Raw genomic sequence first — 18,615 nt, 5'->3', positions numbered from 1 at the left:
CCCCCTGTGACACGCCGAACGGGCAGCCTATCGGCTCCCCACCACCACCCTCGTCTTCAGCGGCAGCTCGCGGGAGGAACGGCCCGCGAACACCTCCCGGCGGCCGGAACCCAGCACCCAGGCGTGCCGCTCCGGGTCCCAGGAGGACAGCGTCCGGGCGTCGACGTCGACGGTGACCCGCTGCGCCTCGCCGGGCGCCAGGGTGAGCCGCCGGTAGCCGGCCAGTGCGCGCACCGGCTGGTCGAGCCGGAGCTCCGGGGACGGGCCGACGTACACCTGGGCCACCTCGGTGCCCTTGCGGCGGCCGGTGTTGCGGACGGTGAACTCCGCGCGCAGCCCGCCGCGCTCGGGCCGGACGGTGAGCTGCTCGTAGTGCCAGGTCGTGTACGAGAGCCCGTGCCCGAAGGGGAAGAGCGGGTCCACCTGCCGGGCGTCGTACCAGCGGTGGCCGACGTGGACGCCCTCGGTGTACTCCTGCCGGCCGCCCACGCCCGGGTAGCGCAGCGGGTCGCCGCCGACCGGGGTCGCCCGTTCGTCGGCCGGGAAGGTCTGGGTGAGGCGGCCGCCCGGGTCCACGTCGCCGAAGAGGACGTCGGCGGTGGCGCCCGCGCCCTCCTGGCCCGGGTAGTACATCTGGAGGACCGCCCCGGTCCGCGCGAGCCACGGCATGGTCGTGGCGGAGGGGGTGTTGAGCACCACGGTCGTACGGGGGTTCGCGGCGGCCACCGCTTCGATCAGCCGCTCCTGCCCGCCCGGCAGGGCCAGGGAGGTCCGGTCCCGGCCCTCGGTGGCGTCCTCGTAGGCGAACAGGACCACGCTGCGGGCCGACTTCGCGGTCCGCACGGCCTCGTCGAGGTCCGCGGCCCGGGTCGCCCCGGTGGTGTGCCGGAGCCGGAAGCGCTGGCCCGCGTCCCCGCCCCGGGCGGTCACGGTGAGCCGGTGCGGGCCCGCCTTGAGGGCGAGGGTGCGGCGGCGGACGGCCATGCCGTCGGGTGCGGAGCCGAGCAGTCCGCCGGCGAAGTGCTCGGCCATGCCCTGCCGGACGGGGAAGAGCTCCTCGCCGTCGAGGCGTACGGCGGGCCGCTGCCCGGTGTAGTGGACGATCAGGGTCCACTCGTCGTCCGCCGCCAGCCGGAACTCGCCCGCGTGGGTCCACTCCCGCCCGGCGGCCACCCGCTGGTCGTCCAGGCCGGCGGCCGGGGTGAGCAGGCTCGCGGGCAGCGGCCGTCCGTACAGGTCCTCGCCGAGGGCGTGGCGCACGGCGGAGCCGTTCCCGGCCCGCTGCCGGATGGCGGTGAGCGGGGCGGCCGCCCCGTCGGGGACCACGTGGGCGCTGCCACCGCCGCCGACGAACGGCACCTGGGCGGTGGGGCCGATCACCGCGACCGAGCGGGCGGCGGCGCCGGTCAGGGGCAGGGTGCCGGCCTCGTTGCGCAGCAGCACGGCTCCGGCGGTGGCGACCCTGCGGGCGAGACGGGCCCCGGCGGCGGGGTTGCGCGCGGGCCGGGCGGTGGGGCGGGCCGCCAGCAGCCCGAAGCGGTCCATGGTGGTCAGGATCCGGTGGACGGCGAGGTCTACGGTGGCCTCGGTCACGGAACCGCCGCGCACCGCCTCGCGCAGCGGCCCGCCGAAGTGGGTGCCGCCGGGCAGCTCCATGTCGAGGCCGGCGGCGATGGCGGCGACGGTGCTGTGGGTGGCGTTCCAGTCGGACATCACCCAGCCGTCGAACCCCCAGCTCCCGCGCAGCAGTTCGTCGAGCAGCGGTTTGTTCTCGCAGGCGTGGACGCCGTTGACCCGGTTGTACGCGCCCATCACGGCGCCCGCGCCGGCCGCCACGGCGGCCTCGAAGCCCCGTAGCTCGGTCTCGTGCAGGGTCTGCTCGGTGGCGATCACGTCGACGGTGTCCCGGCCGTGTTCCTGGTTGTTGAGGGCGAAGTGCTTGACGGTCGCGATGAGCCCTTCGTCCTGGACGCCGCGGACCACCTCCGCGACCAGGTCCGCCGTCAGCCTCGGGTCCTCGGCGAAGGTCTCGAAGTTGCGGCCCGCGTAGGGGGTCCGGATGAGGTTGGCCATGGGCGCGAGCAGGACGTCCTGGCCGAGCGCGCGGCCCTCGCGGCCGAGGACCCGCCCGTACTCGCGGGCCAGCGCGGGGTCGAAGGCGGAGGCGAGCAGGACCGGCGCCGGCAGTGCGGTGGCGGGCTTGGCGACGTGCACCCCGGCGGACCCGTCGGCGAGGCGCAGCGCCGGAACGCCCAGGCGCGGGACGCCGGGCACGTAGCCGGCCTGGCCGAGGGGGGCGGGGTCCCGGGCACCGTGCAGCAGGGCGGTCTTCTCGTCGAGGGTGAGCTGCTCCAGCAGCGCTTCGACGCGGGCGGCGCCCGAGCCCGCGGGCCCTGCGGCGGGCCCGGCCGGGGGCCCCGTCGTGGCTGCGGTCGTGCGGGGCCCCGCGCCCGGCGGGACGGTCGGCGCGCAGGCCCCCGTGGCGAAGGCCGCTCCCACCCCGCCCGCCGCCGCGAGCAGCCGCATCGCCCGACGTCTGGACACGGCCTCGCTCATCGGCGCTCCCTGCGGCGGGGTCGGGCGGGAGCGGCCCGCGCCGGACCGCTCCCCCGCCCACTGTGCGCCGCGCCTGCGCGAGGTCCGTCGAGACGCGCCCTCGCGGTCGTGCAGGTTCAGCCCTCCGGCAGCGGCGGCAGGCTGTCGGCGGCCCGCCGCGGCTCGTCCTGCCGCTGGATCCTCGCCTCGGTGCGGTGCCCGCGCGCGATGTAGTCCCGTACGACGGCCTCCACCGCGTCCTGCGGCGAGCCGACCCCGGCGAGCACCATCACCTCCACCACGAGCTCGGCATCGAGGCTGATGTTGACCTTGGCCACGGGCGCTCCCTCCATCGTCGTGCGAGGGACTCTAGCCGTCGCACACCCGCGGATCGCATGGTTCCGCCGGTTCGTGGAGCCCTCGCCCGGCCACGGGACCACGGGCACGCGAAAGGCCCCCGCGCGGCAGGGGCGGGGGCCTTTCGCGGTGGCGCGGGGAGCCTAGGCGTTGGGGCGCAGGGTCCAGACGACGGTCATCTCACCGGTCACGGCCTCGTCCTCGCGCTGGATGGCGATGGTGACGGGGAACTCGGGGCGGCCGCCCGCGTCGAGTTCGGCGATGACCTCCGCGGCCGGGCGGCCGAGGGTGGCGGTGGCGGTCACGACGCCCTTGGCGAGCTTCTTGTAGCCGATCTCGGCCTTCACGGCGAGGGGCACGGCGCGCGAGAGCTGGTCGCCGAAGGCGGCCAGGACGATCGCGCCGCTCGCGGACTCGGCGAGGGTGAACATGGCGCCGGCGTGCGGGCCGCCGACGTGGTTGTGGTAGTCGGGCTGGTCCGGAAGCCGGACGACCGCACGCTCGGGGGTGGTCTCCAGGAACTGGAGGTTCAGGGTCCGGGCCATCGGCACCGTCGCGGCGAGCAGTTCGCCCACGTTCATCTGGTCTGCGCTCATGGAACGCGATGTTACCCGCGAGTAGATGTCCTTGGCCAGAGCCCTTGAGGGGGCGGCCGTGGCTCCCGTGGTCGGCTCCCACTATCGTTACCGGCCATGTGGCCAGGACAGCAGCAGCCCCCCGGGGGCGAACAGAACCCTCAGGACGCGCACCAGAACCCGTACCAGCAGCAGCAGCCGGGACAGCCGAACCCGTACGCGCAGGAGGCCGGTTACGGATATCCGCAGCAGCCGGGCTACCAGCCGCCCGCGGGCGCTCCCGGCCAGCAGTGGAGCCCGCCCCAGCAGCCCCAACTGCCTCAGCAGCCCCAAGGCGGCGGCGGGAGCCCGTATTCGACCAAGACCGTGGCCATCGTCGCGGCGACCGCCGTCTTCGTGGCCGCCGCCGCGACCGGCGCGTACGTCCTGACCCGGGACGACAAGAAGACCGAGGCCAACGACAAGCCGCCGGTGGCCGCCTCCCCGTCGGCCACCGAGGCGCCCGCCCCGGCCGGCAGCAGCCCCAACCCGCGGGCCGGCGGCAGCATGCAGCCTGTCATCCCGGGCTGGAAGGTCGTCGTCAACACCAAGTACAACGTCGCCTACGACGTGCCCCCCGAGTGGAACGTCAACGACTCCGGGGTGTCCATCTCCATCGCCGACGAGACCGACGGCAAGCCGGTCGTCACGATGTCCGGGACCGCCACCCTCAAGCAGGAGTGGTGCACGGTCGACAAGAACGCGGACGGCACCATGGAGAAGTACTCGCTCGCGGACAGCGGCGTCAAGGGCGCCCAGGGTGCCAAGGACACGGCCCAGGTCGCGAGCGACAACACCGCCACCTGGGTCTGGGCGGGCTACGCCCAGAAGGAGCCCAAGGGGACGGTGAAGGTCGGCGAGGCCAAGGAGTACACGACCGCCTCCGGCCTCAAGGGCCACACGGTGGTCGTGACCGCCCCCGGCTTGAAGAAGGAGAACAAGTGCTCCAGCGACGGCAAGGGCATCGGCTTCGGCTTCAAGAACGCCGTCGGTGACTTCGCCAGCTTCGTGGTCTTCGGCGCGGCGGGCGTGAAGGACGAGGTCCCGACCGACGTCTCCGACAAGATGCTCAGCTCGATCCGGCTGTCCACCGGCTGATCTCCGCCTCCGCCGCCCCCCGGGCCGGGAATCCGTTTGGATTCCCGGCCCGGGGCGGGGATAGTCCGGGGGTGAGTTCTCCCCCCGCCGCAGCACCCGGTACGCCCGCGCCCCGTACGCCCGCGCCGCCTACGCCCGCACGCCGTCGCCGGCCCGCCTGGGCGGGCCGCAACTACACCCTGCTCACGGGTGCGGCGGTCGTCACGAACCTCGGCAGCCACGGAGCGCTCATCGCGGCCACCTTCGCGGTGATGGAGGCCGGCGGGTCCAGCGGCGACATCGGACTGGTCGCGGCCGCCCGTACGCTGCCGCTCGTCCTCTTCCTGCTCATCGGCGGAGCCGTCGCCGACCGCCTCCCGCGCCACCGCGTGATGGTCGCGGCCAACGCCCTGAACTGCCTCTCGCAGGCGGCCTTCGCGCTGCTCGTCCTCACCGGCGACCCCCGGCTGTGGCAGATGATGCTGCTGACCGCCCTGTGCGGCACCGGAACGGCCTTCTTCAATCCCGCGGCCGAGGGCATGCTGCTGTCCACGGTCTCCGGCGAGCACTCCAACCGGGCCTTCGCGCTCTTCCGCATGGCGGTCAACGGCGCGGGCATCGGCGGCGCCGCCCTCGGCGGGGCGATGATCGCCGTGCTCGGCCCGGGCTGGGTCCTGGCCGTGGACGCGGCCGCCTTCGCCGTCGCGGGCCTGCTGCGGGCGTTCCTCGACGTGAGCCACGTGCCCGAACGGGCCCCCGGCGGCGGCCTGCTGGCCGACCTGCGCGAGGGGTGGGTGGAGTTCCGGACCCGCCCCTGGCTGTGGAGCATCGTGCTCCAGTTCTCCGTCGTCGTCGCCGTCGTGGGCGCCGCGGAGGCGGTCTACGGTCCGCTGGTCGCCCGGGACCGGCTGGGCGGGGCGGCGCCCTGGGGCGTGGCCCTGGCCTGTTTCGGGGTCGGCACCATCGCCGGGGCCGTCCTGATGATGGCGTGGAAACCGCGCCGGCTGCTGCTGATCGGCACACTGTGCGTGTTCCCGCTGGCGCTGCCCTCCGCGGGCCTCGCCGTGCCGCTGCCGGTGTGGGGGCTGTGCGCGGTGATGTTCGTCAGCGGGGCCGCGATCGAGGTCTTCGGCGTGAGCTGGATGACCACGATGCACCAGGAGATCCCGGAGGAGAAGTTCTCCCGGGTCTCCGCCTACGACTGGTTCGGCTCGGTGTCGATGCTCCCCCTGGCCACCGCCCTGGCCGGCCCGGCCGAAACGGCCTTCGGCCGCACCGAGGCCCTGTGGGGCTGCGCGTCCCTGGTGGTCCTGGCCACGGCCCTGGTCCTGCTGATCCCGGACGTCCGCCACATGACCCGCAGGACCAGACCGACCGCCTTCACCGGGCAGCCCGCCACCGCGTCCGGCACCGCCGCACCCGCCAGCCAGGCCGGCGTGTGAGGCGCGGGGCGCGGGGCGCGGGGGCTGCTCGGCGGAGCCCCCGCACGGCGCGGGCGAGGCAAGATCCGAAAGAGACGACCTAGCCCACCGAAAACGCACCCTCCGGCGGAGCCGGCGAGGGCCGCGCGTCCGCGTCGGCCACCGGCACCGCCCCCTTCCTGAACCGCACCAGCCCGTCCCCGTACTCCACCCTCGCCGGGAACACGTCCCCCGCGCACCGCCGGGCCAGCGCGGCCACCGGCAGCCCCGCGTCGGAGGCCAGGAGCACCGCGTTCCCGAACCGCCTCCCCCGCAGCACCCCCGGTTCTGCGATCAGCGCCAGCTCCCCGAACGCGTCCGCGAAGTTCGCCAGCTGCGCCCTCAGGAAGTCGAACGGCGCCCCGTCCGCGAGGTTCGCCGCGTACAGCCCGCCGGGTCGCAGCACCCGCGCCGCCGCCCGCGCGTACTCCACCGACGTCAGTTGCGCCGGCACCCGTGAGCCGCCGAAGACGTCGGCCACGACCACGTCCGCGCTCGCCGCGGGCGCCGCCTCCAGCCAGGCCCGGGCATCGGCGGTGTGCACCGTGATCCCGGAAGCCGGCGGCAGCGGCAGGTGCTCGGCGACCAGCTCGACCAGGCCCGCGTCGAACTCGACGACCGCCTGCCGGGATCCCGCCCGGGTCGCCGCCGCGTACCGCGGCAGGGTGAGCGCGCCGCCGCCCAGGTGCAGGAGGTCCAGGGCGCGCCCCGGTTCCGCCGCGCAGTCCAGCACGTGCGCGAGGCGGCGTACGTACTCGAACTCCAGGTGCTGCGGATCGTCGAGGTCCACGTACGACTGCGGGGCCCCGTCGACGGTCAGCAGCCAGGCCCGTTCACCGTCCACGTCCGGCATCAGCTTGGCGGTGCCCTGGCCCACGTCCCGGACGACCGGGATCTGTTCGTCGCTCACCCCACCATTGTCGGGCCGGGCCGCAACGGGACGCCGCGCCGGGGGCGGGAGCCCGCGACCCGGCCGCCTCCGGCTCAGCCCGACCAGACCGCGGCGGCCGCCTCGACGTGCTCGGCCGCCTGCGCCAGACCGGCCCGCGCAGCGGGGTCCCGCCGGGCGGGGTCGAGTACGTTGCGGCCGAAGGCCTTGCGGGCCTGCGCCGACGGGCTGATCACCAGCACCCGCGCCCCCGCCTCCCGCAGCCGCGCCGCCTGCGCGGCCGGCGAGGGGACGAGCCCGGAGCCGAGCGAGATCGGCGCGATGACCACGACGCGCGCGTACCCCGCGGCGAGGTCGGCGTTGGTGGCGGAACGGACTCCTCCGTCGATGAACCGCCGTCCGCCGACCGTCACCGGCGGCCATACGCCCGGCACGGCGCAGCTCGCCGAGACCGCGTCGACGAGTCCGGTGCCGCTCTCGCGGTCGAAGTCGGCCGGTTCGCCGGTGAGCGCGTCCACGGCGGTGACCACGAGCCGCCGCTCGGGCCATTCGTGCGAGACCAGTCGGGCCGCGAGCACCTCGCGGCGCTCGGCCTCGGCCCCGGTGTCGGCGGCCAGGGCCATGGCGCCGACCCGCTGCCGGTAGGCCGTCGCGTCCCGGGAGCGGGCCATCGCGAGGGCGTACCGGGCGATGACGCCGGCCCCCAGCTTCGCGGGGATCTCCCCGGTGGCGTCGCCGAGCTGACGTTCGTACAGCTCCTGCACGGACAGCTGTCCGGAGGTGAGCTGGGCGCCGACGACCGAGCCCGCCGAGGTGCCGACGACGAGGTCGGCGGCGGTGAGGTCGACGCCCGCGCGGGCGAGCCCGTAGAGGATTCCGCACTCCCAGCCCACGCCCGTCAGTCCCCCGCCGCCCAGCACGAGTGCCGTGTCGCCGCCCATGTCGCCCGCCCCTCTGCTTCCGCGCATGCCTGTGGTGACGGCAGTCTGACGCAGCCGCTCCGCCGTCACCACAGGGGGGCCGGGGCGGCCCCGACCGTCCGCGTCAGCCCAGGACGGCCGTGACCGTGCCCGCGCCGACCGTCCGCCCGCCCTCGCGGATCGCGAAGCCGAGCCCCGACTCCAGCGGGACGTCCCGCCCGAGCTCGACGGTCATCGTGACCGTCTGCCCCGGCCGGGCCGTACCGGCCTCGCCCAGGTCCACGTCGCCCACCACGTCGGCGGTGCGGATGTAGAACTGCGGCCGATAGCCGGTGGCGACCGCAGTGGTACGGCCGCCCTCGCGCCCGGAGAGCACGTACACCTGCGCGGTGAAGCGCCGCTTGGGCGTCACGCTGCCGGGCGCGGCCACCACGTGTCCGCGGCGCACGCCGTCGCGCGGGACCCCGCGCAGCAGCAGCGCGACGTTGTCCCCGGCCTCGGCGGACTCCATCGGCTTCCCGAAGGTCTCCAGCCCGGTGACGACGGTCTCGGCGGGCTCGCCGTCGCCGCCGAGGACCGCGACGCGGTCGCCGAGGCGGACGCTGCCGCGCTCGACGGCTCCGGTGACGACGGTCCCGCGGCCGGTGATGGTCAGCACGTTCTCCACGGGCAGCAGGAACGGCGCGTCCGTGTACCGCACCGGCGTCGGCACGTACGTGTCCACCGCGTCCAGCAGCGCCTCGATCGCCCCGGTCCACCGCGGGTCGCCCTGCAGCGCCCCGAGCCCGGAGACCCGTACGACCGGCGCGGCGTCCCCGCCGTAGCCGTGCGCGGTGAGCAGCTCGCGGACCTCCAGCTCGACCAGGTCGGTCAGCTCGGGGTCCCCGGCGTCGGCCTTGTTGAGGGCGACGACGATGTGGTCGACGCCGACCTGCCGGGCGAGGAGCACGTGCTCGGCCGTTTGCGGCATGACCCCGTCGAGGGCGGAGACGACGAGGATCGCCCCGTCGAGCTGCGCGGCCCCGGTGACCATGTTCTTGATGTAGTCCGCGTGCCCGGGCATGTCCACGTGGGCGTAGTGCCGGGTGTCGGTCTCGTACTCGACGTGCGTGAGGTTGATGGTGATCCCGCGCCGGGCCTCCTCGGGGGCCCGGTCGATGCGGTCGAAAGGCACGAAGGACGCGCCGCCGCGCTCGGCGAGGACCTTGGTGATGGCGGCGGTGAGGGTGGTCTTGCCGTGGTCGACGTGACCCATGGTGCCGATGTTGAGGTGCGGCTTGGTCCGCACGAAGGCCGTCTTGGCCATGATCGCTTGTCTCTTCCCGTTGCTCGAAGCGTGGACGGGACCCCTGAACCGAGCCGACCCTCCCCCTGCGGGGTCCGCCGGACGATCCGGGAAGGGTCAGCTTCGTGCGCCGTCGAATGCGGCGAAGGCCTCTGCGGGGAAAGCGAATGCGGCAGCCTTCGGCGCGTCCGCGACTGCGGACGGCGCTGCGGGGAAGGCGAACCGGGACATGCCCCAGATCCTGCCGGACCACCCCGGGCCCGTCGAATGAATTACCCGGGCGGACCGGTGGCGGGCCGTCTGGGTGGTCGGGCGGCCGTCAGGAAGGGGGCAGGTTCCTGAGCGCCTCGCGCACGGACAGCGGGGACAGGGTGCCGCTCTCGGACGCGACGAAGGCGCGCACCGCGTGGGGGTCGGTCTTCGCGTACTCGCGCAGCGACCAGCCGATGGCCTTGCGCAGGAAGAAGTCGGGGTCGCCGGCCCGGCGGCGGCAGTAGGCGAACAGGCGCCCGGAATCGGTGGCGCCCCGGTAGCGGAGCTGGTGCAGCAGGGCGGCGCGCGCGAGCCAGAGGTCCTCGTCCTCGATCCACTCGTCCATCACCCGCGCCAGCTCCGGGTCGGCGGCCACGAGCGGGCCGACCGCGTGCGCGGCCAGCAGGTCGACGGTGTCCCACCAGGGGACGGTGACGATCAGGTGCCGGACCACCGGCAGGAGGCCGGAGGAACACCGGGAGACGTGCCGGCGCAGGTAGTCCACCGCGAAGTAGTGGTACTCGCGCTCCGGGAGCCGCCAGCAGCGCAGCGCGAGCGCCGCGCAGTCCGCCTCGGACGGCTCGGGGGTGTTCCGGAGCACCGCCTTCGACAGGTCCCGGCGCTCCGGTGTCGGGATGCCGAGGAAGGGGGCGACGTCCTTCATGTACGCGGTCATCGCCCCGGCGCGCACGGGGTCGGCGGCTGCCGCGTACGTCCGCGTCAGCCGCTCCAACAGGGTGTCCGCGAGGGCGCTGTCGGGAACCCTCGGGGGTCGTCGGCCGTTCGACGGCATGAGGCACAGATTACGGCGCGACGCCGCATACGTCGGCTAGTCTCCCGGGATGTCCCTCCTCCTCGCGCCGTGGACCCGGCTGTCGCTGCTCGTCGTGCTGCTCGGGGCGGCCGGCGTGTGCGTGCTGCTGTTCGAGCCCCAGCGCCTGCTCTCGGAGGGCTGGCCGCCGGGACTGCCGGTGGGCACGGCGGTCCTGCTGTTCGCGGCCGCGTACGGGGTGTGCGCGGCGGCCTTCGTACCGCGCCCCCTGCTGAACCTGGCCGCGGGAGCCGTCTTCGGCACCCAGTTCGGCCTCGTCGCCGCCGTCGCCGGCACCGTCCTGGGGGCCGGGATCGCCTTCGGCCTCGGGCGGATCATGGGCCAGGAGGCCTTGCGTCCGTATCTGCGCGGCCGCTGGCTGGAGGCGGCGGACGGCCAGCTCAGTCGGCACGGCTTCCGCTCGATGCTCGCCGTCCGGCTCTTCCCCGGGGTTCCCTTCGTGGTGGCCAACTACTGCGCGGCGGTGTCCCGCTGCGGCTGGGGCCCGTTCCTCCTCGCCACGGCGATCGGCGTCGTGCCGAACACCACCGCGTACGTGATCGCGGGGGCCAGCGCCTCCTCCCCCGGCTCGCCCGCGTTTCTCCTCTCCTTCGGCTTCATCGTGGTGTCGGTGGTGGGGGCCGGAGCCGTCGCCTGGCGCAAGCGGCACCGCCTGGCGCCCCCGCGAACCCGGGAGTCGTCGTACGAACTCGCGCCCCAGCACCCCCCAGTGGTCAGCGGCACTTCGCACGGGCCCTAGCATCGGGGGCGAACTGCCCGACGATCACAAGGACGAGCGCACCCCGACATGAGCTGGTTCGAATCCCTAATCCTCGGTCTCGTCCAGGGGCTTACGGAGTTCCTCCCGATCTCCTCCAGCGCCCACCTGCGGCTGACCGCGGCGTTCGCCGGCTGGCACGACCCAGGAGCGGCCTTCACGGCCATCACCCAGATCGGCACCGAGGCCGCGGTGCTGATCTACTTCCGCAAGGACATCGCGCGGATCATCTCCACGTGGTTCCGCTCCCTGTACACGAAGGCCCTGCGCTCCGAGCAGGACGCCAAGATGGGCTGGCTGGTGATCGTCGGCTCGATTCCGATCGGCGTCCTCGGCCTGGTCTTCAAGGACGCGATCGTGGGCCCGGCCCGCGACCTGCGGCTGACGGCGACCACCCTCATCGTGATGGGCGTCGTGCTGGGCGTCGCCGACCGGCTGGCCGCCCGCGACGAGGAGGGCGGCCGGCACCGCGCCATCCGCGAGCGCAAGACGCTCCAGCAGCTGGGCGTCAAGGACGGTCTGATCTTCGGTATCTGCCAGGCGATGGCGCTGATCCCGGGCGTCTCCCGGTCCGGCGCGACGATCTCCGGCGGTCTGCTGCTGGGCTTCACCCGCGAGGCCGCGGCGCGCTACTCCTTCCTGCTGGCCATCCCGGCCGTGCTGGCCTCCGGCGCGTTCGAGATCAAGGACGTGATCGAGGAGCCGGGGCACATCTCCTGGGGGCCGACGGTCTTCGCGACGATCATCGCCTTCTTCGTGGGCTACGCCGTGATCGCGTGGTTCATGAAGTTCATCACCACCAAGAGCTTCATGCCCTTCGTGATCTACCGGATCCTGCTGGGCATCCTGCTGTTCGCGCTGATCGGCGCGGACGTGCTGAGCCCGCACGCGGGTGAGTCCGGCTCCTAGCGGGAGCCCGCACCACCGCTTCGGGTGAACCGGAAGCCGCTCGGGAACGTTCCCGGGCGGCTTCCGCGTCGTTGTGCCTGAAGAGACCTGAAGAGACCGGAAGGCAAGCAAGCAGGGGGTGTCCCATGGGTCGAGTGGTGCTGGAGCGTTTTCCGGCCGGAAGTCCGCGGGGGAGCTGGCCCGCGGAGGAGTACGCGGCGCAGCGGATGCGGGAGGGGGTTCCGGCCGAGGTGGTCATGGACCTGGACAGTGACGCGTTCCTCGTCGTGGTCCGGCAGCGGGAGGCCCGTTCCGGTCACTGAGGGACCGCGGGAAGATCCGGTCCGCGCACGCCCCTTGGCCTCGGGCACGCGCAGCCCCACACTGACCCGATGACTCAGCGTGTGGATCTCTCGACGGTGATGGACCGGATGGCGATCGACGAGGTGGTCACGGGGTACGCGGTGGCCGTCGACGACGGCGACTGGGACGCCTACCGGGCCCTCTTCACCGCCTCGGGCCGGGTCGACTACAGCTCGGCGGGCGGGATCGAGGGGTCGGTCGGGCAGGTCTCGGACTGGCTCGCGGAGACCATGAGGCTCTTTCCGGTGCGTCAGCACCTGATCGTCAACCGGCTGGTCAGGCTGGAGGACCTGGGCGGTTCGCCCGGCGACAGCGCCGAGGTCCGGGCCGACTTCCTCAACCCGATGCGGCTGGCGGGTCCGGAGTTCGACGGCACGGTCACCGCGCCCAACTTCGTCGCCGCCGGACGCTACTCCTTCGCGCTGGCCCGCACCCGTGACGGCTGGCGGCTCACGCGCGTCACCGTGCACGAGACCTGGCGGCACACGTCCGCCTGAGCCCGCCCGGCACTGCACTGCCAGACTGGAAGCGGAGGCGCGCCATGGTCACGAGGGTCACGATGCGGAACGAGGGGGTGCCCCGGTGGCGCGCGCCCGCCGCGATCGCCGCCGGAGCGCTGCCCGCCCTCGCCTTCCCCGCCCCCGCGCTCTGGTGGTTCGCCTACGTCGCCCTCGCGCCCTGGATGCTGCTGCTGAGGTCGGCCCCCACCGGGCGGCGGGCCGCCCTGGAGGGCTGGCTCGGCGGCGCGGGGTTCATCGTGGCCGTCCACCACTGGCTGTGGCCCAGCCTGCACGTCTTCCTGGTGCCGGTGGCCGCCCTGCTGGGGCTGCTCTGGATCCCCTGGGCGCTCCTGGTACGGGAGTTGCTCGGCGGGGTCCCGTCGGCGGGCCGGGCGCTGTCCGCGCTGGTCCTCGTACCGGCGGGCTGGCTGCTGTCGGAGCTGGTCCGGTCCTGGCAGGGGCTGGGCGGGCCGTGGGGGCTGCTGGGGGCGAGCCAGTGGCAGGTGCCGCCCGCCCTGCGGCTGGCCTCCGTGGGCGGGGTGTGGCTGGTGAGCCTGCTGGTCGTGGCGGTGAACTGCGCCGTGGTGCTGCTGGTCGCGGTGCCGGGGGCGCGGATCCCGGCGGTGGCGGGGATGTCGGGGTGCGCGGTGCTGACCGCGGTGGTGTGGGTGTGGGCGGCGGTGCCCGCGGAGTACGGCCGGCTGCGCGTGGCCGTCGTACAGCCGGGTCCGGTGGCGGACGGCCCGGACGGCGCGGAGCGGCGGTTCGCGGTCGGGGAGCGGCTGACGCGGCCGCTGGCGGGGCAGCGCGTCGACCTCGTGGTGTGGGGCGAGAGCAGCGTCGGCGAGGACCTGACGGCCCGCCCGGACCTGGCCCGGCGGCTGGCCTCGCTGTCGGCGGAGGTCGGGGCTCCGCTGCTGGTGAACGTGGACGCGCGGCGGGCGGACCGGCCGGGAATCTACAAGAGCGCGGTGCTCGTGGGCCCCGGCGGCCCCACCGGCGACCGGTACGACAAGATGCGGCTCGTCCCGTTCGGGGAGTACGTACCGGCCCGGGCGCTGCTCGGCTGGGCCACGTCGGTCGGCAAGGCGGCGGGCGAGGACCGGGTGCCCGGCACGGCTCCCGTGGTCATGGACCTGCCCGCCCGGGCGGACGGGGCGGGCGGCGCCCCCGGCGCTGTCCGGATCGGCCCGCTGGTCTGCTTCGAGTCGGCCTTCCCCGACATGAGCCGGCGCCTGACCCGGGACGGGGCCGCGCTGCTGATCGCCCAGTCGGCGACCTCCAGCTTCCAGGAGAGCTGGGCCCCGGCCCAGCACGCCTCGCTGGCGGCCCTGCGCGCCGCCGAGAACGGCCGCCCGATGGTGCACGCCACCCTCACGGGCATCAGCGTCGTGCACGGTCCGTCCGGCGAGCGGATCGGCGCGGCGCTGCCGACGTCCGCGAGCGCGGCGGCGGTGTACGAGGTCCCGCTCGCCCGCGGCACGACCCTCTACGGGCGCTTCGGGGACTGGCCGGTGGGGGCGGCCCTCGCCGCGCTCGCGGCGTACTGCGCGGTGGCGGGCGTCCGTTCGCTCAGGAGGCCTGCTCCAGAGCCGACTTCACCACCCGCTCGCACAGCCGGTGGGTGAGGAGCGCGTCCCGGGCGCTGAGGGTCCTGCCCGTCTCGACGGCCTCCAGGAAGTGGTCCACGACCTGCTCGATGCCGCGCTGACGGGCCACGGACACCCAGTCCCCGCGGCGCCGGACGGTCGGCTGGCCCTTGTGGTCGATGACCTCGGCGAGGTTGACGACCTGGCGCTTGGTGTCCCGGCCGGAGACCTCCAGGATCTCCTCGGTGGAGCCGGACAGCCGGTTCATGATGCCGAGCGCGGTGAAGCCGTCGCCGGACAGCTGGAGCACCACCTGGTGCATCAGCCCCTCGCGCACCACGGCCCGGACGTCGACGTGCTCGGCCTCGCCGGGCAGCAGGAAGCGCAGGGTGTCGACCACGTGGATGAAGTCGTCGAGGACCAGGGTGCGCGGGTCCTCGGGCAGTCCGACCCGGTTCTTCTGCATGATGATCAGCTCGCGCGGGTGGTCGGCGCACTGCGCGTAGCCGGGGGCGTGGCGGCGGTTGAAGCCGACGGCCAGCGACACCCGGCGTTCCTCGGCCAGTTCCACCAGCCGCGCCGAGTCCGCGAGCTCGTAGGCGAGCGGCTTGTCCACGTACGTCGGCACGCCGGCCCGCAGGAGGCGCGTGACGATCTCGGGGTGGGCCGCGGTCGAGGCGTGCACGAAGGCCGCGTCGAGCCCCTCGGCGAGCAGCGCGTCGAGATCGGTGTGCCGGCGCGCGGCGGGGACGTGGTGGATCTCCCCGACCCGCTCCAGGGTGGCGGGAGTACGGGTCTGCAGGTGCAGCTCGATCCCGGGGCGGGTGGTGAGGACGGGGAGGTACGCCTTCTGCGCGATGTCGCCGAGTCCGATGCAGCCGATCTTCACCGGGGGAACCTCCAGGTTGATCCTTGTGGGACTTCCGCAGCTTAATCCCTGGTGGCAGGGGCCCCGTTCACCGAGGATGTCCCCCATGACCACCAGTTCCGGATCACATCGCACCGAGCCCGCGACCACCGCCGACGAGCGGGACATGCTCGACGGCTGGCTCGACTACCACCGCGCGACCCTCGCCTGGAAGTGCGAGGGCCTCCAGGACGAGCAACTGCGCCGCGCCGCGCTCGCGCCATCCGAGTTGAGCCTCCTGGGCCTCGTACGGCACATGGCGGAGGTGGAGCGGTACTGGTTCCGGGAGATCATGCTCGGCGAGGACCTTCCCGAGCTCTACTGCACCGAAGAGGACCCGGACGGCGACTTCCACTTCGCCGCGGACGCCACCTGGGCCGAGAACGAGCAGGTGTGGCAGACCGAGGTCGAACTGGCCCGCCAGGCGGCCGCGGGCCGCTCCCTGGACCTCGTGTCGCAGGCGGAGAGCCACCACCGCGGCGAGGTCTTCAGCCTGCGCTGGGTCTACACCCACATGATCGAGGAGTACGCGCGCCACAACGGCCACGCGGACCTGCTGCGCGAGCAGATAGACGGCGCCACGGGCGACTAGGCCGGATCCGCCGGACACCTGCTCCGCGTCACCCGTGCGGGGTGAATATCCACTCTGGGTTTTCGCAACGGGGTCCTCGCACAGCAGAGTTGCGCGGGTGCATCCAACCCGAACCACGACAACCCTGCTGCTCGGAGTCGCCTGTGCCGTTTCGGCCGTCTCCGGCTGTGTGAACGTGAGCCCCGGTCCCGTGCAGCCGGCGGCGGTCCCCGCCGCCGGCGAGCCGCCCCGTCACGAGCCGCGCGGCGGTCCTGGGGCCGCCCCCGTGGTCGTCCGGGCGCCCGCCCTGGAGGCGCTGGAGGCGGTCCCGGAGCAGCCCGCGCATCCGGTGGCCCCCGCGCCCGCCCGGAGGTCCGCCCAGCGCGCTGCCGGCGGGCCGGTGGCGGACGTGCCGCCGGTCCCGGACATCCCGGAGCCGCGGAAGCCGGCCGAGCCCGCGTCCGGGCGTCCCGGCGGGCGCCCGCACCACTCCCGGCCCGACGTCGAGGTGGAGCGCGAGCTGGTGCGGAAACTGCCCGTGCGGCCGGCCGACGTGTGCGCGCTGGGCCGCCGGCACGGCCGCTGGCACCCGGACAGCCCCGAGGCCCGCATCTGCGCGGGCGTCCACGACGGCTGACCGCCGGAAGCCCGCGCCTACGGCGACTGCTCGGGGAACGGGCGGGGCCCGGCGCCCGGATCCGTGGCCAGGCGCCGCTCCAGCCGCGCGATGGCCTCCCGTACGCCGTTCCCGTAGCCGTCGTCGGGCAGCGCCCCGGTGGCCGCGCGGGCCCGCGCCAGGTGGACCCGGGCGGCCTCGGGGCGCTGGAGCTTCAGGTAGTCGGCGGCCAGGCTGAGGTGCAGGGACGGGTAGAACACGCTCATCGCGAGGTGCGGTTCCCGCGGCGCGGTCCCCCCGGCCCGGGGCCCGGCGGCGGGCGGGTCGCGCAGGGCTTCGGCGGCGCTCAGGGCCCGCAGGTCCCAGGCCAGCTCGTCGGCGGGATCGTCCTGGGCGTCGGCCATGTAGTGGGCGAGGGTGCAGCGGTGGAGGTCGTCCCCCGCCTCGCCGATCTCCGACCAGATCGCGCCGAGCCGGTTGCGGGCCTCCTCGCGGTCCCCTGCGTGCAGCAGGATGACCGCCTGGCCGATCCTGGTCATGACGGCGTCCTCCGACGCCTCCTGCTGCTCCGTCACCGCGGCCTCCGGCTCGCTCCGCCAGACCTGCTCCGGGTCTGATCATCAAGAAGCTAACCGGAGGCACCGGCAATGGCGCCGAGGCGCGGTGGGAGGTCAGCCGAGGTCCGGGATCCGCCAGTCGATCGGCTCATGGCCCTGGGCGGCGATGGCCTCGTTGATCTGCGTGAAGGGCCGGGATCCGAAGAACTTCTTGGCCGACAGCGGGGAGGGGTGGGCCCCCTTGACCACGACGTGCCGCTCCTCGTCGATCAGCGGGATCTTCTTCTGGGCGTAGGCGCCCCAGAGGACGAAGACGGCCGGGTCGGGCCGCTCGGACACCGCGCGGATCACGGCGTCGGTGAACTTCTCCCAGCCCTTGCCCTTGTGCGAGTTGGGCTCGGCCTCGCGGACGGTGAGCACCGCGTTGAGCAGCAGGACGCCCTGCCGGGCCCACGGCATCAGATAGCCGTTGTCCGGGACGGGCAGGCCGAGCTCCTCCTTCATCTCCTTGTAGATGTTGCGCAGCGAGGGCGGGGTCTTGACCCCGGGCTGCACGGAGAAGCACAGACCGTGACCCTGGCCGGCGCCGTGGTAGGGGTCCTGGCCCAGGACGAGCACCTTCACCTGGTCGAAGGGGGTGGCCTCCAGGGCCGCGAACACCTGCTCGCGGGGCGGGTAGACCGGCCCGTTCGCCCGTTCCTTCTCGACGAACTCGGTGAGTTCCTTGAAGTAGGGCTGGTCCAGCTCCCCGCCGAGGACGGGGAGCCAGGACTCGGGCAGCATCTGGGTCACGGCGACAACCTCCGGTACAAGTTCGTGCAACTGCTCCAGAACCTACCGGGGGCCACTGACAACGCGTCGGCCGCCCAGGGCGGATGCCCCGGGCGGGGCCGCTACCAGCTGGTCTTGCGGTACAGCTCCCACATCTGCATGGCGGTCTGCGGGTCCAGCGCCCGCTCGGCGCCCGCGATGTCCTCCTGCGCGGCGACGTACAGCTTGCCCTGCCACAGGGGCAGCAGCCGGACGTCCTCGGCGAAGATCTGCTGCGCCTTCTCGAACTGCTGGACGCCGACGGAGCGGTCGCCGTCGCGGCGGGACTTGGGCAGCAGGTCGTTCAGGATCTCGGTGGGCTCGTACGGGGTGCCGACCGCGTTCTCCTTGCCGACGAACGGCGCGATGAAGTTGTCCGGGTCCGGGAAGTCGGGGAACCAGCCACGGCCGAAGACCGGGTACTCCTGGCCCTTGTAGCCCTCCTGGAAGGTCTTCCACGGCTGGCTGCGCAGGGTGATCCGGAAGAGTCCGCTCTCGTCCAGCTGGCGCTTGAGCTCGGTGAACTCCTCGGCGGTGGAGGAGCCGTACCGGTCGGTGGTGTACCAGAAGGTCAGGTCGACGGGCGTGGGCACGCCGGCGTCCTTGAGGATCTTCCTGGCCTTGGTGACGTCGGCGGGGCCGTACTTGTCGTAGTAGGGCGTCTTGTGGCCGACGACACCCTTGGGAACCATCGAGTACAACGGCTCCGCGGTGCCCTGGTAGACCTTGGAGACGAGGGTCCCGCGGTCGACGGTCTGGGCGATGGCCTGGCGGACCGCCGGCTTGGCGATGGAGGGGTCCTTGGGGTTGAAGACCAGGTAGCGGATCTCGGCGCC

Annotated in this window: 20 protein-coding genes; 9 read left to right on the top strand and 11 right to left on the bottom strand. The window is 73.9% G+C overall.

The window, feature by feature from the left end:
- Positions 1–27 precede the first annotated feature (27 nt).
- From ACFYP3_RS29525 to ACFYP3_RS29515, 3 genes are all read right to left on the bottom strand, one after another.
- The gene (locus ACFYP3_RS29525) at positions 28–2,556 is read right to left on the bottom strand and encodes a beta-glucosidase (protein ID WP_388838918.1); all 2,529 of its coding nucleotides are present in this window, start codon (positions 2,554–2,556) and stop codon (positions 28–30) included.
- A gap of 116 nt (positions 2,557–2,672) precedes the next feature.
- Complete coding sequence (locus ACFYP3_RS29520; RefSeq protein WP_030711446.1) at positions 2,673–2,873, bottom strand: type II toxin-antitoxin system VapB family antitoxin; 201 nt, start codon at positions 2,871–2,873, stop codon at positions 2,673–2,675.
- 162 nt (positions 2,874–3,035) lie between these two features.
- Positions 3,036–3,488 carry a DUF4442 domain-containing protein gene (locus tag ACFYP3_RS29515; protein ID WP_181382609.1) on the bottom strand — a complete coding sequence of 151 codons (453 nt, stop codon included), beginning with the start codon at positions 3,486–3,488 and terminating at the stop codon, positions 3,036–3,038.
- 96 nt (positions 3,489–3,584) lie between these two features.
- On the opposite strand from ACFYP3_RS29515, the gene ACFYP3_RS29510 reads away from it, so the two are divergent.
- Entirely contained in the window at positions 3,585–4,604 is a 1,020-nt protein-coding gene (locus ACFYP3_RS29510; RefSeq protein WP_388838915.1) for a hypothetical protein, read from the top strand.
- Positions 4,605–4,675: 71 nt separating this feature from the next.
- Positions 4,676–6,025 carry an MFS transporter gene (locus ACFYP3_RS29505; RefSeq protein ID WP_388838912.1) on the top strand — a complete coding sequence of 450 codons (1,350 nt, stop codon included), beginning with the start codon at positions 4,676–4,678 and terminating at the stop codon, positions 6,023–6,025.
- A 79-nt stretch (positions 6,026–6,104) separates the two neighbouring features.
- Here the strand turns inward: ACFYP3_RS29505 and ACFYP3_RS29500 are convergent, their stop codons facing one another.
- The 4 genes from ACFYP3_RS29500 to ACFYP3_RS29485 form a co-directional block, all read right to left on the bottom strand.
- The gene (locus ACFYP3_RS29500) at positions 6,105–6,896 is read right to left on the bottom strand and encodes a spermidine synthase (RefSeq protein ID WP_388839034.1); all 792 of its coding nucleotides are present in this window, start codon (positions 6,894–6,896) and stop codon (positions 6,105–6,107) included.
- Between the two features lie 131 nt (positions 6,897–7,027).
- Positions 7,028–7,900: a patatin-like phospholipase family protein gene (locus ACFYP3_RS29495; RefSeq protein ID WP_388838909.1), complete on the bottom strand. Its 873-nt coding sequence runs from the start codon at positions 7,898–7,900 to the stop codon at positions 7,028–7,030.
- A 76-nt stretch (positions 7,901–7,976) separates the two neighbouring features.
- Positions 7,977–9,158: an elongation factor Tu gene (tuf, locus tag ACFYP3_RS29490; protein ID WP_388838907.1), complete on the bottom strand. Its 1,182-nt coding sequence runs from the start codon at positions 9,156–9,158 to the stop codon at positions 7,977–7,979.
- Between the two features lie 298 nt (positions 9,159–9,456).
- Positions 9,457–10,182, bottom strand: coding sequence for a DNA alkylation repair protein (locus ACFYP3_RS29485; protein WP_388838904.1), 726 nt, complete (start codon positions 10,180–10,182; stop codon positions 9,457–9,459).
- A 49-nt stretch (positions 10,183–10,231) separates the two neighbouring features.
- Here ACFYP3_RS29485 and ACFYP3_RS29480 point away from each other — a divergent pair, with 49 nt between their 5' ends.
- From ACFYP3_RS29480 to lnt, 5 genes are all read left to right on the top strand, one after another.
- Positions 10,232–10,960 (top strand): TVP38/TMEM64 family protein, encoded by a 729-nt coding sequence (locus tag ACFYP3_RS29480; protein WP_388838900.1) that lies wholly within the window; start codon positions 10,232–10,234, stop codon positions 10,958–10,960.
- A 48-nt stretch (positions 10,961–11,008) separates the two neighbouring features.
- On the top strand, positions 11,009–11,887 hold the full coding sequence (locus tag ACFYP3_RS29475) for an undecaprenyl-diphosphate phosphatase (RefSeq protein WP_388838897.1): 879 nt from the start codon (positions 11,009–11,011) through the stop codon (positions 11,885–11,887).
- A gap of 125 nt (positions 11,888–12,012) precedes the next feature.
- On the top strand, positions 12,013–12,189 hold the full coding sequence (locus tag ACFYP3_RS29470; protein ID WP_319729209.1) for a hypothetical protein: 177 nt from the start codon (positions 12,013–12,015) through the stop codon (positions 12,187–12,189).
- A gap of 69 nt (positions 12,190–12,258) precedes the next feature.
- On the top strand, positions 12,259–12,726 hold the full coding sequence (locus ACFYP3_RS29465) for a nuclear transport factor 2 family protein (protein ID WP_388838893.1): 468 nt from the start codon (positions 12,259–12,261) through the stop codon (positions 12,724–12,726).
- A 44-nt stretch (positions 12,727–12,770) separates the two neighbouring features.
- Positions 12,771–14,357 (top strand): apolipoprotein N-acyltransferase, encoded by a 1,587-nt coding sequence (lnt, locus tag ACFYP3_RS29460; RefSeq protein ID WP_388838890.1) that lies wholly within the window; start codon positions 12,771–12,773, stop codon positions 14,355–14,357.
- On the opposite strand, the gene ACFYP3_RS29455 is transcribed toward lnt, so the two are convergent.
- The gene (locus tag ACFYP3_RS29455; RefSeq protein WP_388838888.1) at positions 14,302–15,207 is read right to left on the bottom strand and encodes a Gfo/Idh/MocA family protein; all 906 of its coding nucleotides are present in this window, start codon (positions 15,205–15,207) and stop codon (positions 14,302–14,304) included. The genes lnt and ACFYP3_RS29455 overlap by 56 nt on opposite strands.
- Positions 15,208–15,292: 85 nt before the next feature.
- On the opposite strand from ACFYP3_RS29455, the gene ACFYP3_RS29450 reads away from it, so the two are divergent.
- Together ACFYP3_RS29450 and ACFYP3_RS29445 are read left to right on the top strand one after the other, a co-directional pair.
- Positions 15,293–15,817 (top strand): DinB family protein, encoded by a 525-nt coding sequence (locus ACFYP3_RS29450; protein WP_388838885.1) that lies wholly within the window; start codon positions 15,293–15,295, stop codon positions 15,815–15,817.
- A 97-nt stretch (positions 15,818–15,914) separates the two neighbouring features.
- Positions 15,915–16,433 carry a hypothetical protein gene (locus tag ACFYP3_RS29445; protein WP_388838882.1) on the top strand — a complete coding sequence of 173 codons (519 nt, stop codon included), beginning with the start codon at positions 15,915–15,917 and terminating at the stop codon, positions 16,431–16,433.
- Between the two features lie 17 nt (positions 16,434–16,450).
- Here the strand turns inward: ACFYP3_RS29445 and ACFYP3_RS29440 are convergent, their stop codons facing one another.
- The 3 genes from ACFYP3_RS29440 to ACFYP3_RS29430 form a co-directional block, all read right to left on the bottom strand.
- Complete coding sequence (locus ACFYP3_RS29440; protein WP_388838879.1) at positions 16,451–16,987, bottom strand: hypothetical protein; 537 nt, start codon at positions 16,985–16,987, stop codon at positions 16,451–16,453.
- A 96-nt stretch (positions 16,988–17,083) separates the two neighbouring features.
- Complete coding sequence (locus ACFYP3_RS29435) at positions 17,084–17,752, bottom strand: uracil-DNA glycosylase (RefSeq protein WP_030722329.1); 669 nt, start codon at positions 17,750–17,752, stop codon at positions 17,084–17,086.
- A gap of 110 nt (positions 17,753–17,862) precedes the next feature.
- Positions 17,863–18,615: ABC transporter substrate-binding protein (locus ACFYP3_RS29430; protein WP_388838876.1), on the bottom strand; the 753-nt coding region annotated here is incomplete at its 5' end.

The sequence above is a fragment of the Streptomyces sp. NPDC005533 genome (assembly GCF_042871845.1).
Lineage (GTDB): Bacteria > Actinomycetota > Actinomycetes > Streptomycetales > Streptomycetaceae > Streptomyces.
Note: the sequence above shows the minus strand (reverse complement) of the source record. Positions and strands in the feature narration are given on the sequence as shown.

What these genes read in the sequence shown, in the direction of transcription:
- ACFYP3_RS29510 (WP_388838915.1), top strand. Translation starts at nt 3,585, where the DNA reads ATGTGGCCAGGACAGCAGCAGCCCCCCGGGGGCGAACAGAACCCTCAG.
- ACFYP3_RS29480 (WP_388838900.1), top strand. Translation starts at nt 10,232, where the DNA reads ATGTCCCTCCTCCTCGCGCCGTGGACCCGGCTGTCGCTGCTCGTCGTG.
- ACFYP3_RS29500 (WP_388839034.1), bottom strand. Translation starts at nt 6,896, where the DNA reads ATGCCGGACGTGGACGGTGAACGGGCCTGGCTGCTGACCGTCGACGGG.
- ACFYP3_RS29450 (WP_388838885.1), top strand. Translation starts at nt 15,293, where the DNA reads ATGACCACCAGTTCCGGATCACATCGCACCGAGCCCGCGACCACCGCC.
- ACFYP3_RS29465 (WP_388838893.1), top strand. Translation starts at nt 12,259, where the DNA reads ATGACTCAGCGTGTGGATCTCTCGACGGTGATGGACCGGATGGCGATC.
- tuf (WP_388838907.1), bottom strand. Translation starts at nt 9,158, where the DNA reads ATGGCCAAGACGGCCTTCGTGCGGACCAAGCCGCACCTCAACATCGGC.
- ACFYP3_RS29515 (WP_181382609.1), bottom strand. Translation starts at nt 3,488, where the DNA reads ATGAGCGCAGACCAGATGAACGTGGGCGAACTGCTCGCCGCGACGGTG.
- ACFYP3_RS29475 (WP_388838897.1), top strand. Translation starts at nt 11,009, where the DNA reads ATGAGCTGGTTCGAATCCCTAATCCTCGGTCTCGTCCAGGGGCTTACG.
- ACFYP3_RS29495 (WP_388838909.1), bottom strand. Translation starts at nt 7,900, where the DNA reads ATGCGCGGAAGCAGAGGGGCGGGCGACATGGGCGGCGACACGGCACTC.
- ACFYP3_RS29470 (WP_319729209.1), top strand. Translation starts at nt 12,013, where the DNA reads ATGGGTCGAGTGGTGCTGGAGCGTTTTCCGGCCGGAAGTCCGCGGGGG.
- ACFYP3_RS29435 (WP_030722329.1), bottom strand. Translation starts at nt 17,752, where the DNA reads ATGCTGCCCGAGTCCTGGCTCCCCGTCCTCGGCGGGGAGCTGGACCAG.
- ACFYP3_RS29485 (WP_388838904.1), bottom strand. Translation starts at nt 10,182, where the DNA reads ATGCCGTCGAACGGCCGACGACCCCCGAGGGTTCCCGACAGCGCCCTC.
- lnt (WP_388838890.1), top strand. Translation starts at nt 12,771, where the DNA reads ATGGTCACGAGGGTCACGATGCGGAACGAGGGGGTGCCCCGGTGGCGC.
- ACFYP3_RS29525 (WP_388838918.1), bottom strand. Translation starts at nt 2,556, where the DNA reads ATGAGCGAGGCCGTGTCCAGACGTCGGGCGATGCGGCTGCTCGCGGCG.